Origin of the sequence: Streptomyces sp. SCSIO 75703, assembly GCF_036607905.1 — a bacterium.
In the GTDB taxonomy this organism is placed as follows: domain Bacteria; phylum Actinomycetota; class Actinomycetes; order Streptomycetales; family Streptomycetaceae; genus Streptomyces.
In genome coordinates, this window is sequence record NZ_CP144555.1 from 1,405,035 (window position 1) to 1,418,473 (window position 13,439).

General features: G+C 73.4%; 11 protein-coding genes. 3 read left to right on the forward strand and 8 right to left on the reverse strand.

Annotated elements, in window-relative coordinates:
- Nucleotides 1–126 precede the first annotated feature (126 nt).
- Nucleotides 127–957, forward strand: coding sequence for a PaaX family transcriptional regulator C-terminal domain-containing protein (locus VM636_RS05945; RefSeq protein WP_030421789.1), 831 nt, complete (start codon nucleotides 127–129; stop codon nucleotides 955–957).
- 191 nt (nucleotides 958–1,148) lie between these two features.
- Nucleotides 1,149–1,625 carry an ATP-binding protein gene (locus VM636_RS05950; RefSeq protein WP_030421790.1) on the forward strand — a complete coding sequence of 159 codons (477 nt, stop codon included), beginning with the start codon at nucleotides 1,149–1,151 and terminating at the stop codon, nucleotides 1,623–1,625.
- Here VM636_RS05950 and VM636_RS05955 read toward each other — a convergent pair.
- From VM636_RS05955 to VM636_RS05975, 5 genes are all read right to left on the reverse strand, one after another.
- Nucleotides 1,585–3,033 (reverse strand): amino acid permease, encoded by a 1,449-nt coding sequence (locus tag VM636_RS05955; protein WP_030421791.1) that lies wholly within the window; start codon nucleotides 3,031–3,033, stop codon nucleotides 1,585–1,587. The two genes, VM636_RS05950 and VM636_RS05955, sit on opposite strands and share 41 nt — an antisense overlap.
- A 170-nt stretch (nucleotides 3,034–3,203) precedes the next feature.
- Nucleotides 3,204–4,226 carry an ornithine carbamoyltransferase gene (gene argF, locus VM636_RS05960; RefSeq protein WP_030421792.1) on the reverse strand — a complete coding sequence of 341 codons (1,023 nt, stop codon included), beginning with the start codon at nucleotides 4,224–4,226 and terminating at the stop codon, nucleotides 3,204–3,206.
- Between the two features lie 203 nt (nucleotides 4,227–4,429).
- Nucleotides 4,430–5,653 carry an arginine deiminase gene (locus VM636_RS05965; protein ID WP_030421793.1) on the reverse strand — a complete coding sequence of 408 codons (1,224 nt, stop codon included), beginning with the start codon at nucleotides 5,651–5,653 and terminating at the stop codon, nucleotides 4,430–4,432.
- A gap of 129 nt (nucleotides 5,654–5,782) precedes the next feature.
- A complete protein-coding gene (locus VM636_RS05970) occupies nucleotides 5,783–6,325 on the reverse strand; it encodes a GNAT family N-acetyltransferase (protein WP_030421794.1) in 543 nt (180 codons plus the stop codon).
- Nucleotides 6,326–6,400: 75 nt separating this feature from the next.
- Nucleotides 6,401–7,558 carry an XRE family transcriptional regulator gene (locus VM636_RS05975; protein WP_338483716.1) on the reverse strand — a complete coding sequence of 386 codons (1,158 nt, stop codon included), beginning with the start codon at nucleotides 7,556–7,558 and terminating at the stop codon, nucleotides 6,401–6,403.
- 220 nt (nucleotides 7,559–7,778) lie between these two features.
- On the opposite strand from VM636_RS05975, the gene VM636_RS05980 reads away from it, so the two are divergent.
- Nucleotides 7,779–8,180 (forward strand): ATP-binding protein, encoded by a 402-nt coding sequence (locus tag VM636_RS05980; RefSeq protein WP_338483717.1) that lies wholly within the window; start codon nucleotides 7,779–7,781, stop codon nucleotides 8,178–8,180.
- 53 nt (nucleotides 8,181–8,233) lie between these two features.
- On the opposite strand, the gene VM636_RS05985 is transcribed toward VM636_RS05980, so the two are convergent.
- The 3 genes from VM636_RS05985 to VM636_RS05995 form a co-directional block, all read right to left on the reverse strand.
- Nucleotides 8,234–10,795: a polynucleotide kinase-phosphatase gene (locus VM636_RS05985; RefSeq protein ID WP_338483719.1), complete on the reverse strand. Its 2,562-nt coding sequence runs from the start codon at nucleotides 10,793–10,795 to the stop codon at nucleotides 8,234–8,236.
- Nucleotides 10,792–12,318: a 3' terminal RNA ribose 2'-O-methyltransferase Hen1 gene (locus VM636_RS05990; protein WP_053913746.1), complete on the reverse strand. Its 1,527-nt coding sequence runs from the start codon at nucleotides 12,316–12,318 to the stop codon at nucleotides 10,792–10,794. Before VM636_RS05990 ends, VM636_RS05985 begins: the two co-directional genes overlap by 4 nt.
- 180 nt (nucleotides 12,319–12,498) lie before the next feature.
- Complete coding sequence (locus VM636_RS05995; RefSeq protein WP_030421799.1) at nucleotides 12,499–13,425, reverse strand: LLM class F420-dependent oxidoreductase; 927 nt, start codon at nucleotides 13,423–13,425, stop codon at nucleotides 12,499–12,501.
- Nucleotides 13,426–13,439 lie beyond the last annotated feature (14 nt).

The following is a 13,439-nucleotide window of genomic DNA, read 5'->3' on the forward strand; positions in this document are numbered from 1 at the left end:
GTGGCGACCGGCCCGCTCCCGGTGGCGCGCGCACGCGATGCGCGCCACACCCGCGCCGGGCCCTGTCAGTACCGCGCGCCCGGTGGCGGCGACCGGGGTGACCAGGCCCGATGCCGACGACTTAAGATGATCAACGTGTCCGAGCAGCACGCGCAGCACACCCCCAGGTCCCTCATCGTCACGCTCTACGGCGCGTACGGCCGGTTCGCGCCCGGCCCCGTGCCGGTCGCCGAGCTGATCCGACTGCTGGCCGCGGTGGGCGTCGACGCCCCCTCCGTCCGCTCGTCGGTGTCCCGGCTGAAGCGGCGCGGCCTCCTGCTTCCCGCGCGGACCGACCGGGGCGCCGCCGGGTACGAACCCTCCGACGAGGCACGCCGGTTGCTGGAGGACAGCCACCGGCGCGTCCACGGCGGGCAGGGCGCGGACGACGAGGACTGGGTCCTCGCCGTGTTCTCCGTGCCGGAGTCGGAGCGGCAGCGGCGGCACGTGCTGCGCTCCCGCCTGGCCGGGCTCGGCTTCGGCACCGCCGCCCCCGGGGTGTGGATAGCCCCGGCCCGTGTCTTCGAGGAGACCCGGCGCGCGCTGTGCCTGCTCGAACTCGACGCCTACGTGGACTTCTTCCGCGGTGAGCACCTGGGCTTCGCCCCGACCGGCGAGTCGGTGGCCCGCTGGTGGGACCTGCCCGCGATCGCCGCGCGGCACGAGGCGTTCCTCGACCGCCACACGCCCGTGCTGCGCGCCTGGGAGGGCCGTGAGGACACGCCGCCCGAGGAGGCGTACCGCGACTACCTGCTCGCCCTGGACTCCTGGCGCCACCTGCCCTACGCGGACCCCGGCCTGCCCGCCCGGCTGCTGCCCGCCGACTGGCCCGGCGCCCGGTCGGCGGCGCTCTTCCGCGCCCTGCACGAACGGCTGCGCGACGCGGGCGCCCGCTACGTGACACCCGACGAGCACTGACACCGGGCCGGTTGCCGAGGCCGGACGAGCCCTGACACCGGGCGGCCCCCGGGCTGCGGACCGGCCCGCGGCCGTGGGGCTTCCGGCCCACCGGAGCCGTGACCTCTTGGGCGGCGATCGTCACATAAACGTGACGAAAGCGGACCCGGCGGAGGCACCGCGGGGCGGCGCCGTACGATGCAGGAAGTTGAATGCAGGACAGGACCGCCTGTTCCACGAACGGACCCGCCGTGCACGATCCCTTCCCCGCCCCCGCCTCCTGGCGCATCGCGCTGCCGCACACCACCGCGGCCGTGCCGGTGGCCCGTGCCCTGGTCCGTACCGCGCTGGCCGAAGTGGAGCACCCGGCGGACAGCGACACGGCGGAACTGCTCACCGCCGAACTGGTCGCCAACGCGGTGGAGCACACCTCCGGCGGGTCCCCCATCGAGCTGGTCGTGGAGCTGTTGCCGGGCGGCTGCCAGGTCGAGGTGCACGATCCCGACCCGGCGCCGCCCGCCGACCTCACCCGGCCGGACCGGGAGCCCCCGGACCCCTGGCAGGAGCACGGGCGCGGGCTGCTGCTGATCCGCGCCCTGAGCGCGTCCTGCGGCCACCGGCCCACGCGCTCCGGCAAGGCGGTCTGGTTCAGGCTCCCAGCGGTGCCCGCTCAGCGTCGCCGGACGTGAGGCCCCGGGCCCCGCCCCGGCCCAGCCGGCTGTTGCGGCGCCCGTAGCCCGCGTACAGGAGCAGTCCGGCGGCGAGGAAGACGGCGAACTGGAGCCAGGTGGCCGGACCCGTCTCGTAGATCAGGTACAGGCAGAAGCCGATGCCGAGCAGCGGGGTGACCGGGTAGAGCGGCACCCGGAAGGTGCGGGCGAGGCCCGGTTCGCGGCGGCGCAGGGCGATCACCGCGATGTTGACGGTGACCATGGTGGCCAGGGTGCCGATGGTGCAGAGGTTGACCACCGAGTCCAGCGAGGCGAAGGCGGCGGGCAGGGCGAAGACCGCCCCGACGATGAGCGTGCCGGCGACGGGGGTGGCCGTGCGCGGCGAGACCTTCTCGAAGACGCGCGGGACGAGGCCGTCGCGGGACATCGACATGAGGATGCGGGTCTGGCCGTACATCACGGCGAGCACCACGGAGGCGATGGCGACGACCGCGCCGAAGGCGATCACGCCGCCGCCGATCGCGGAGCCGGTGACCTCGTTGACCACGTGGGACAGCGCCGCCGGGCGGTCGCCGACCCCGTCGCCGCCGAGCGCGCCGATGGCGGCGAGGGCGACCGCGCAGTACAGCAGGGTGACCACGCCGATGCACACCAGGATGGCGACCGGGATGTCCCGGCGCGGGTTGCGGGCCTCCTCGCCGGCGGTGGTGATCGCGTCGAAGCCGATGTAGGAGAAGAAGGCGGCGGTGGTGCCGGCGCCGATGCCGCCGAGCCCGGCGGGCGAGAAGGGGCTGAGGTTGCCGTCCCGGAAGGCGACGAAGCCGATGGCGCAGAAGGCGACCAGTACGGCGATCTTGAGGACCGCCATCGCGGCGGTGGCGCGGGCGCTCTCCCGGACGCCCCGGACCAGCAGGACACTGGCCAGCGCGATGACGATCACGGCCGGGAGGTTGACCACCCCGCCGTCGCCGGGTCCGGCGGCGAGCGCGTGCGGCAGGCTGAGGCCGGTGAGGCTGTGGAGGAGTTCGTCGACGTACTGGCTCCAGCCGACCGCGACGGCGGAGACGGAGACGCCGTACTCCAGGAGCAGGCACCAGCCGACGAGGAAGGCGGTGGTCTCGCCGAGCCCCGCGTAGGCGAAGGAGTAGGAGGAGCCGGAGACCGGGATGGCGCCGCCCAGCTCGGCGAAGGCGAAGGCGGTGAAGACGCAGGTGACGGCGGCCAGCACGAAGGAGACGACGACGGCCGGTCCGGCCTGGGCGACCGAGTCGGAGAGGCCGACGAAGATGCCGGTGCCGACGATCGCGCCGATGCCGAAGCAGACCAGCTGGAAGGGGCCCAGCGTGCGCCTGAGGCCGTGGCCTTCGCGGTCGCCGCCGGATTCGGCGACGAGGAGCGCGGGCGACTTGATGCGGGGGGCGGGCATGACGGGTGGTGCTCGTTTCTGGTGGAGCGGACGCGACGGTGGCCGCGTCCGGGCGGCCCGAAAGGGGTGGTGCGGGCCGCCCGCGTGTGCGTGGGGGATGCCTGGGGGAACAGGGAGCGGAGCGGGAAGGAGGCGGGAGGGGGGTGGGGCGAGCGGGGCTCGCGCCGGGATCAGGCGGCGGTGGGCGGGGCCAGGGTGGCGACGAGGACGGCCTTGATGGTGTGCAGCCGGTTCTCGGCCTGGTCGAAGACGACCGAGTGCGCGGACTCGAAGACCTCGTCGGTGACCTCCAGGGAGTCCAGTCCGTACTCCTCGAAGATCTCCCGGCCGACGGTGGTGCCCAGGTCGTGGAAGGCGGGCAGGCAGTGCAGGAACCTCACGTCCGGATTGCCGGTGGCGCGCAGCACGTCCATGGTCACCGCGTACGGGGTCAGCGCGGCGATCCGCTCCCGCCAGACCTCCTTGGGCTCGCCCATGGAGACCCACACGTCGGTGGCGACGAAGTCGGCGCCGCGCACGCCCTCCTCGACGATCTCGGTGAGCGTGATCCGCGCCCCGCTCGCCTCGGCCAGCTCCCGGGCCCGGTCGACGACCTCGCGGGCGGGCCAGTACGCCTTGGGAGCGACGATCCGCACGTCCATGCCGAGCAGGGCGCCGGTGACCAGGTAGGAGTTGCCCATGTTGAAACGGGCGTCGCCGAGGTAGGCGAAGGACGTCCCGGACAGGGGCCGGCCGCCGTGCTCGGTCATGGTGAGCACGTCGGCGAGCATCTGCGTGGGGTGCCATGCGTCGGTGAGCCCGTTGTAGACGGGCACCCCGGCGTGGGCGGCCAGTTCCTCGACCTTGTGCTGGCTGTCGCCGCGGTACTCGATCCCGTCGTACATCCGGCCGAGGACGCGGGCGGTGTCCCGGACGGACTCCTTGTGCCCCATCTGTGAACCGGCCGGGTCGAGGTAGGTGGTGGCGGCGCCCTGGTCGGCGGCGGCGACCTCGAACGCGCAGCGGGTGCGGGTCGAGGTCTTCTCGAAGATCAGCGCGATGTTCCGGCCGCGCAGGTACGGTGTCTCGGTCCCGGCCTTCTTGGCGGCCTTCAGCTCCGCGGCCAGCCCGACCAGCGCGCGGAACTCCTCCGCGGTGAAGTCGGTCTCCTTGAGGAAGTGGCGGCCGGTGAGGCCGGGCGGGACTGTCGCCATGAGGGGCGCTCCAGGGCTGCGGGACGGGAACAGGACTCTGGAATACTATACAAAACTCAGAATTCTTATACACAGGGTGGGTCCTGGGCCGGTCCGCCCAGCCGGCCTCCCCGGCGTGCCCGGGACCCGGCCCCGGGCACGGTGCGCGCGGCGAGAGGCGCGGCACCGGCCCCGCGAGCCCGGCGTGACCCAAACGAACGACCCTAGACCGGTCCCCTCTCCAGCGGGCAGCTCATGCAGCGCGGGCCGCCGCGGCCCCGGCCCAGCTCGCTGCCCGGGATCTCGATCACCTCGATGCCCTGCTTGCGCAGGTGGGTGTTGGTGGTCGCGTTGCGCTCGTAGGCGATGACCACGCCGGGCTCCACGGCGAGGACGTTGCAGCCGTCGTCCCACTGCTCCCGCTCGGCCGCGTGCACGTCCTGGGTCGCGGTCAGCACCCGGATCTCGCTCAGCCCGAGCGCGGCGGCGATCGCCCGGTGCATGTGCTCCGGCGGATGGTCGGTCACCTTCAGATCCTTCTCCCCCGCGCCCGGCTCGATGGTGTACGAGCGGAGCATGCCGAGGCCCGCGTACTGGGTGAAGGTGTCCCCGTCGATCATCGTCATCACGGTGTCGAGGTGCATCACGGCCCGCCGTTTCGGCATGTCCAGGGCCACGATGGTGCGGGCCGAGCCCGCCGCGAACAGCTTGTACGCGAGCATCTCGACCGCCTGCGGCGTGGTGCGCTCGCTCATGCCGATGAGGACGGCGCCGTTGCCGATGACCAGCACGTCGCCGCCCTCGATGGTGGACGGGTAGTCGGCCTGCCCCTCGGACCAGACGTGGAAGGTCTCGTCGCGGAAGAGGGGGTGGTGCCGGTAGATCGCCTCGAAGTGGACCGTCTCGCGCTGCCGGGCGGGCCAGCGCATCGCGTTGATGGAGACGCCGTCGTAGATCCAGGCGGAGGTGTCCCGGGTGAAGAGGTGGTTGGGCAGCGGCCGGAGCAGGAAGTCGTCCAGCTCCATGGCGTGGAAGGCCACGGAGGTCGGCTCGGCATGCGCGTCCAGGAACTCCCGCTTGGTCATGCCGCCGACCAGCGAGGCCGCCAGGTCCCGGGCCGACAGTGGCTCGAAGGCGGCCCGCAGGTGGTCGGTGGCGAGGACGCCGTACTCCTTCTCGTCGAAGACCCGGTCCAGGACGAGCCTCCGGGCGTCCGGCAGGGCCAGGGTCTCGGCGAGCAGGTCGCCGAAGAGGTGCACGGCGACGCCGCGGTCGCGCAGTGCGTCGGCGAACCCGTCGTGCTCGGCCCGCGCCCGCCGCACCCACAGCACGTCGTCGAAGAGCAGGGCGTCCTTGTTGCTGGGGGTAAGCCTCTTGAGTTCGAGGTCCGGCCGGTGCAGGATGACGCGGCGCAGCCGCCCGGCTTCGGAGTCGACATGGAATCCCATGCCTCCATCCTGACCACTCTCCCCCCACTTCACCCCCTCGCCGGGGACCCGCGTGGCGGCCCGCCGTGGGCCCGGCGCCCGGGTGGGGGCTTCCCGCGCCCTGAGGAGCCCTCCCGGCGGGCCCGCGGATCAGGGGGCGAGCGGCAGCTCGGCCAGCATGACGGCGTACACCGGGGAGTCCGGGAAGGGCCGGCGGTCGCCGACCTTCCGCAAGCCCCAGGACTCGTACAGTGCCTGGACCCTCGGGTGTTCGCGGTCGACGAGCAGGACCACCAGGTCCTCGTCCCGGTCCGCCAGCAGCGCCCGGCTCACCCGCTCCGCCGCCCCGGTCTTCCGCCACGTCGTCCGTACGGCCAGCTCGGAGAAGGAGAAGGTCCGGTCCTTCTCCGGGGTGGGCTCCAGGTGCTCGCGCCACCATTCGCGGCCCGGGTTCGCGGGTGCCCCGTAGGCGAAGGCCACCGGCTCGTCCCCGTCGTAGGCGATCACACAGGCGAACTCGGGGTGACCGCCCCAGTGGTCGACGAACCAGGGGAAGCGCTGGTTGAACTCGTCGTCCATCGCGTCGCCATAGGCGTCGGCGTGCACGTCGATCAGTGCCTGGCGGATCTGCGGGAGGTCCTGGTGCGAAAAGCGGCGGACGACCAGACCGGCGGCGCTCACAGTCGACTCCATTCGGCTCGGTGACGGTCGGCCCACTCTCGTGCGACTGCCGCGTCCGGCGCAAGAGTGATCAAATCGCGGTAGTGGTCACCCATGAGGGACCGCATCCTTCCCGGCAGCGGCGCCCCCTTCATCAGGGCGAAAGCGGTGGAGGCCGTGGCGCAGGACTGATCGATGTCCCAGGGCGAGCCGCATGGTGGCCAGCGCTCGGTTCCTGCGGAATTGCTCGGGAATCACCCCCAATGCCTGGTGCGAAGCGGCCTCAGCCTCTGCGAAGTCACCGATCCGATCCCGGACGATCGCCGTCATGACCGTGAGCTCGGCGGGGCCGTAGAAGGCCGCCCAGCTCGGGCGGGGTTCCGTCAGGTCCCCCTTTCCCAGCGCCTCCCGCGCGTACCCGAGTGAACGGATGGCGGCTCGGCGGTCCCCACGGTTCGAGTGGCCGATGGCGGTACGGGCATGAGCCAGGGAGGCGAAGAAAGGGTCCCGCCTGGTGATCGAGGTGGCCTGGGCGGCCTGGGCGGAGTCGACGGCCTCCCTGTGCTCCCCGCGCTGGTGGGCCAGCATCGCGTACGAGTTCCACACCCGCAGTTCCGCCACGGGGTCCTGTGCCATTCCGGACAGGTACAGGGCCTTTCCCAACAGGACGTGCGCCCGGTCGGACTGCCGGGCGTCGAGGGCGCTCCATGCGGCCGTGGCGGTGTAGTCGGCGGCGATGGAGAAAAGCCGGAGGCGGATGCGCTGCGTGGCACCGAGCTTCTGCTTCTCCAGTGCCTCAGTGGCTCCGGCCAACGCGGCTCGCTCCAGGCCCTCGTGACCACCCCGCGTGTCGTCCAGGGCCATCAGCTCGTCCAGCCCGCTACGGAGCCGGAGGACATCCGACGTGCCGACCCGGGGCGGGGCCCCGACGAAGGGGACTGTCACGGCTGCCGTGGTGCCGCCGGCGGCTGCGAGGAAGTTCCGGCGCCTCAGGGGGTCCTCCTCCGGGTCCGAAATGCGTCTGCTCCGCACCGGCGGGCTGAAGCCCAGCCCAGAGGCGGTGCACCCGAACACCGCCTCCAGTGCCGCGCGTTGCCTCGGGTGAGGCCACGTCGTCCTTCCGGTCAGCCAGTTACGGACGGTGCGGTCGCTCACCGTCCCCTCGTACCCCGCAGTGATCAGGTACGTATTCACCTTGCCGGCCAGCTCGGTTTGGGTGAGGCCGGTCTCCCGCATGGCTCCGTGGAGGCTTTGGTTGCCCGTCACATACCCAAGGTAGCGACTGACCCGCCATCAGTAAGCGGGGGCGGAGAAGTTTCCGGTCGGGGCCGATGCACACGGCCCGCACTTTTCCGGCTCTCGCGCGGTCCCGAGCCGTTCACTCGGTAAGGCCACACCCCAAACCCGCACCTACGAGGTTCTGATGACCGCGATGGCAACGCCTCGCCCCACGGGGCACCCCGGATACTCCGAGACGCTCCCCCGCGTGGCGGAGAGCGCGGCCTCCGCCCGCAGACTCGTGCGGACCGCTCTGGCCGCCTGGGACCTGGAGGACCAGATCGATGACGCGACGGTGATCATCACGGAGTTGGTCTCCAACGCCGTGGACCACGGCCGCCACACCTCGATCCGCGTGCTCCTCTCGCGGCCCGCAGAGGGCCGGGTCCGCCTCGGGGTGGTCGACCGCTCGAAGGACCTCCCGGTGCTGCGGACCGATTCCCACGGTGATCAGCTCCGGGGCCGTGGCCTCGTCCTGGTCGACGCGCTGGCCGAGCGCTGGGGGACCGAGCTGCACCGCTGGGGCAAGCAGGTGTGGGGCGAGCTGCGGTGCGAGTCGGCCCGGCCCGGGAGCACGCACCCCGAAGTGGCCGACCACGGGAGCGGATGAGGGCCGCCCTCGACCCCCGGGGGGTCCCGGGGGTCGGCGGCGCGGGCCGGAGGTCAGAGGCGGGGGTCGACCGGTTCGGATTCGAGGGCGAGGACGGCGAAGACGGGCTCGTGGACGCGCCACAGGGGTTCGCCGTCGGCGAGCCGGTCCAGGGCCTCCAGGCCGAGCGCGTACTCGCGCAGCGCCAGGGACCGCTTGTGGCCCAGCGAACGGCCGCGCAGCCGGTCGAGGGTGCCGGGGCGGGTGTACTCGGGACCGTAGATGATCCGCAGGTACTCGCGGCCCCGGCACTTCAGGCCGGGCTGCACCAGGTGGCCGCGGTCGGTGCGCACGAGCGCGTCCGCGGGCTTGACGACCATGCCCTCGCCGCCCCGGCCGGTGAGGTCGAGCCACCAGTCGGTGCCGGCCAGCACGGACTCCGGGTCGCCGGTGTCGACGTACACCCGCCGGGTGGACTGGAGCAGGCCGCCGTCGTCGTGCGCGACGAGCCGGTCGATCAGCGCGAGCTGTTCGTCGTGCGGGAGCGCGGCGAGGCTGCGGCCCCGTACGGCGAGGATCTGGAAGGGCGCCAGCCGGACGCCCTCCAGGCCGTCGGTGGGCCAGCAGTACCGGCGGTAGGCGCGGGTGAACGCGGCGGCGTCGGCGGCCCGTTCGCGCTGTCGGTCCAGCAGCCCGGCGACGTCGACGCCCCGTGCCGCGGTGCCCTCCAGCGCGGCGAGCGCGCCCGGGAACACCGTGCCCGAGGCGGCGCCCACCGCCGCGTACTGGGACCGCAGCAGTCCGGCCGCCTTGAGGGACCACGGCATCAGCTCGGCGTCGAGCAGCATCCAGTCGGTGGACAGCTCGTCCCAGAGCCCGGCCTTGCCGATCGCGGCGCGCAGCCTGTCGAGGATCTCCCCCGTCGCCGCCGCGTCGTCGAGGAACGGGCGCCCGGTACGGGTGTACAGGGCGCCGGTGGGGCCGTCCACGCCGAAGCGCTCGCGGGCCGCAGCGGCGTCGCGGCAGACCAGGACGACCGCCCGCGACCCCATGTGCTTCTCCTCGCACACCACGCGCGCCACCCCGTCGGCCGCGTACCGGGCGAACGCCTCCCGGGGGTGCTCGAGGTACCCGTCCTCGCGGGAGGCGGGAGCGGGCGCCATGGTCGGCGGGAGGTACGGCAGCAGCCGCGGGTCGGTGGCGAAGCGGCTCATGACCTCCAGCGCCGCCGCCGCGTTCTCCTCGCGCACGGTGACCCGGCCGGCGTGCCGCGTCTCCACCACGCGCCGGCCGTGCACGTCCGCGAGGTCGAGCGGCCGGCCGTCGTGTCCGCCGGGCGCCTCGGAGCGCAGCGGGCGGACCGGCTCGTACCAGACCCGCTCGGCGGGGACGTCGACGATCTGGCGCTCCGGCCAGCGCAGCGCGGTCAGCCGGCCGCCGAAGACGGCACCGGTGTCCAGGCAGAGGGTGTTGTTGAGCCAGGTGGCGCTGGGCACGGGGGTGTGCCCGTAGACGACGGCGGCCCGGCCGCGGTAGTCCTCGGCCCACGGGTAGCGCACGGGCAGCCCGAACTCGTCGGTCTCCCCGGTGGTGTCGCCGTACAGGGCGTGGCTGCGGACCCGGCCCGAGGTGCGGCCGTGGTACCGCTCGGGCAGACCGGCGTGGCAGACCACGAGCCGGCCGCCGTCGAGGACGTAGTGGCTGACCAGGGAGTCGATGAACTCCCGTACCTCGGCGCGGAACTCCTCGCTCTCGCGCGCCATCTGGTCGAGGGTCTCGGCGAGTCCGTGGGTGGGGCGGACCTGGCGGCCGTGCAGGTGACGGCCGTACTTCTGCTCGTGGTTGCCCGGTACGCACAGCGCGGCGCCCGACTTCACCATGGCCATCACCCGGCGCAGCACGCCGGGACTGTCCGGGCCGCGGTCGACGAGGTCGCCGACGAAGACGGCGGTGCGCCCCTCGGGGTGGACGCCGTCCTCGTACCCCAACGTGGCGAGCAGGGACTCCAGTTCGGCGGAGCAGCCGTGGACGTCGCCGATGATGTCGAAGGGGCCGGTGAGGTGGGTCAGGTCGTTGAACCGCTTCTCGGTGACGACGGTGGCCGCCTCCACCTCGTCCGCGCCGCGCAGCACGTGCACCTTGCGGAAGCCCTCGCGCGCCAGTCCGCGCAGGGAGCGGCGGAGTTCGCGGATGTGGCGCTGGACGACCCGGCGGGGCAGGTGGGCCCGGTCGGGGCGGGTGGCGTTGCGGTCGGCGCAGACCCGCTCGGGGACGTCGAGGACGATGGCGATCGGCAGGACGTCGTGGGCGCGGGCCAGTTCGATCAGCCGGCGCCGGCCGTCCTGCTGCACGTTGGTCGCGTCGACGACGGTGCGGCGGCCGGCGGCGAGCCGCTTGCCGGCGATGTGGTGGAGCACGTCGAAGGCGTCGCGGCTGGCGCTCTGGTCGTTCTCGTCGTCGGCGACGAGTCCCCGGCAGAAGTCGGAGGAGAGCACCTCGGTGGGCCGGAAGTGGCGGCGCGCGAAGGTGGACTTGCCCGAGCCGGAGGCGCCGATCAGCACGACGAGGGACAGGTCGGTGACGGGCAGGGCCCGGCCGTCGGTACGGGTGTCACCACGGGAGTCGGGGGTGTTCACGCGGCCTTCGCCTCCTTCTCGTACGGGGTGGTCAGGTCGAACACGGCCATCTGGGTGGGCGGGCCGACCTCGGGGTCGTCGGCGCCGACGGGGCGGTACGCGACGCGGTAGCCGTGCCGGGCGGCCACGGCCCCGGCCCAGGCGCGGAACTCCTCGCGGGTCCACTCGAAGCGGTGGTCGCGGTGGCGGAGGTGCCCGGCCGGCAGGGTCTCCCAGCGCACGTTGTACTCGGAGTTGGGGGTGGTGACGACGACGGTACGCGGGCGGGCGGCGGCGAACACGGCGTGCTCCAGGGCGGGCAGCCGGGGCGGGTCGACGTGCTCGACGACCTCGCTGAGCACGGCGGCGTCGTAGCCGGCGAGGCTCGTGTCGGCGTAGGCGAGGGAGCCCTGCCGGAGCCGGAGGCGGGCCGCCTGCCGCTCGCCCATGCGGTCGGTCCGCAGCCGCCGTGCGGCGATGCCGAGCGCCCGTACGGACACGTCCATGCCGACGATCTCGGTGAACCGCGCCTCCCCGAGCAGTTCGCGCACGAGGTGGCCCTCGCCGCAGCCGAGGTCGAGGACGCGGGCGGCGTCCCGCTCCCGCAGTACGGCGAGGATCGCCTCGCGGCGCAGCACGGCGAGCGGTACGGGCCGCTCCTCCTCGGCGGCCTCGGCGGGGACGGTGGCATCCGCCGGCCCGGCGCCGTCGGCGGCGTCGGCCGGCTCGGCGGGGACGGCGTTGTCGACGTCCTCGACCTCGCTGTCGTCCGACTCGGCCAGCCGGACCAGCTCCAGCCGGTGCAGGGCCTCACGCGTCAGCGACCGGCGGCGGGACAGGTAGCGGCTGGTGATCAGCGTCTGCTCGGGGTGGCCGGGCAGCCAGCCCTCGCCGGCCCGCAGCAGCTTGTCGACCTCGTCCGGCGCGACCCAGTAGTGCTTGGCGTCGTCGAGCACCGGCAGCAGGACGTACAGGTGGCGCAGGGCCTCGGCGAGGGTGAGCGTGCCGGACTCCAGGACGAGACGCACGTAGCGCGAGTCGCCCCACTGGGGGAACTCGGTGTCCAGCGGTACGGACTCGGCGGTGACGGTCCAGCCGAGCGGGGCGAAGAGGCGGTGGACCAGGTCGGGGCCGCCGCGGGCGGGCAGCGCGGGCACCTCGACGCGCAGCGGCAGCGGCCGGGCGGCGCGTTCCGGGCGGGCCGGGCAGACTCCGCGCAGGGCGCTGGAGAAGACGCGGCTCAGCGCCACGGCGAGGAGGGAGGAGGCCGCGTAGGGGCGGTCGTTGACGTAGTGGGCGAGCGCCGCGTCGGGAGCGCCGCCGCGGCCGGCCCTGCCCCGGTTCCGCCGGACCAGTGCCGCCGTGTCCACCTCCAGCAGCAACGCCGCGGTGCAGCGCTGATCCTCCGCCTCGGGGTACAGGACGTGGGCCGTCCCGAAGGAGGTGGAGAACGCCTGCGCCCGGTCGGGATGCTTGTGCAGCAGGAAACCGAGGTCGGTCGCGGGGCCGTCGGGGGTGGCGGTGGTGGTCAGCGTCAGGAACATGCGGAGGGCCTCTCCGGCGGGATGGAAGGGGGATCGCCCGTGCGCGCGGAAGCCCCCGGTCCGGTCGGGTCCCGGGGGCTGCGGCGGGGCGGTCACACCATCGCACAGGAGGGGACGGTGGCGCCTTCGGTTATCGCCCGCTCCTGACGGGGCGTCACGGGTGCGGGCGGGTGGCGGGCGTCAGGCCGTGAGCCGGCTCTGCACCTGGGAGGAGATCAGCTCCAGGTGGTCCAGGTCGTCGAGGTCGAGGACCTGGAGGTAGATCCGCTGCGAGCCCGCCTCCGCGTACCGGCCGATCTTCTCGACGACCTCGGCCGGGGAGCCGGCCAGGCCGTTGGCCTTCAGCTCGTCGACCTCACGGCCGATCACGGCGGCCCGGCGGGCGACCTCGGCGTCGTCCTTGCCGACGCACACGACGAGGGCGTTGGAGTACGTCAGCGCGTCGGCCGGGCGGCCCGCCTCCTCGGCGGCGGCGCGGACGCGGGCGAACTGGCGCCGGGTGTCGTCGAGGGACGCGAAGGGGATGTTGAACTCGTCGGCGTACCGGGCGGCCAGCCGCGGGGTGCGGACGGCGCCGTGGCCGCCGATGAGCACCGGGACCTTGGCCTGCGCGGGCTTGGGCAGCGCGGGCGAGTCGGTGAGGTCGTAGTAGGTGCCGTGGAAGTCGAAGGTCCGGCCGACCTCGGTCTCCCACAGGCCGGTGACGATCGCGAGCTGCTCTTCGAGCCGGGCGAACTTCTCCTTCGGGAAGGGGATGCCGTACGCCTTGTGCTCGTCCTCGAACCACCCTGCCCCGAGGCCGAGTTCGACGCGTCCGCCGGACATCTGGTCGACCTGGGCCACCTGGATGGCGAGGACGCCGGGGAGCCGGAAGGTGCCGGCCGTCATGAGAGTGCCGAGGCGGATGCGCCGGGTCTCGCGGGCGAGGCCGGCGAGGGTGATCCAGGCGTCGGTGGGGCCGGGCATGCCGTCCGCGGAACCCATGCTGAGGTAGTGGTCCGAGCGGAAGAAGGCGTCGAAGCCCAGGTCCTCGGTGGCCTTCGCCACGGTGAGCAAGGTGTCGTAGGTGGCCCCCTGCTGGGGCTCGGTGAAGATGCGGAGATCCATGCCGTCCATCCTGC

What these genes read in the sequence shown, in the direction of transcription:
- VM636_RS05945 (WP_030421789.1), top strand. Translation starts at nt 127, where the DNA reads ATGATCAACGTGTCCGAGCAGCACGCGCAGCACACCCCCAGGTCCCTC.
- VM636_RS05950 (WP_030421790.1), top strand. Translation starts at nt 1,149, where the DNA reads ATGCAGGACAGGACCGCCTGTTCCACGAACGGACCCGCCGTGCACGAT.
- VM636_RS05955 (WP_030421791.1), bottom strand. Translation starts at nt 3,033, where the DNA reads ATGCCCGCCCCCCGCATCAAGTCGCCCGCGCTCCTCGTCGCCGAATCC.
- argF (WP_030421792.1), bottom strand. Translation starts at nt 4,226, where the DNA reads ATGGCGACAGTCCCGCCCGGCCTCACCGGCCGCCACTTCCTCAAGGAG.
- VM636_RS05965 (WP_030421793.1), bottom strand. Translation starts at nt 5,653, where the DNA reads ATGGGATTCCATGTCGACTCCGAAGCCGGGCGGCTGCGCCGCGTCATC.
- VM636_RS05970 (WP_030421794.1), bottom strand. Translation starts at nt 6,325, where the DNA reads ATGGAGTCGACTGTGAGCGCCGCCGGTCTGGTCGTCCGCCGCTTTTCG.
- VM636_RS05990 (WP_053913746.1), bottom strand. Translation starts at nt 12,318, where the DNA reads ATGTTCCTGACGCTGACCACCACCGCCACCCCCGACGGCCCCGCGACC.
- VM636_RS05995 (WP_030421799.1), bottom strand. Translation starts at nt 13,425, where the DNA reads ATGGATCTCCGCATCTTCACCGAGCCCCAGCAGGGGGCCACCTACGAC.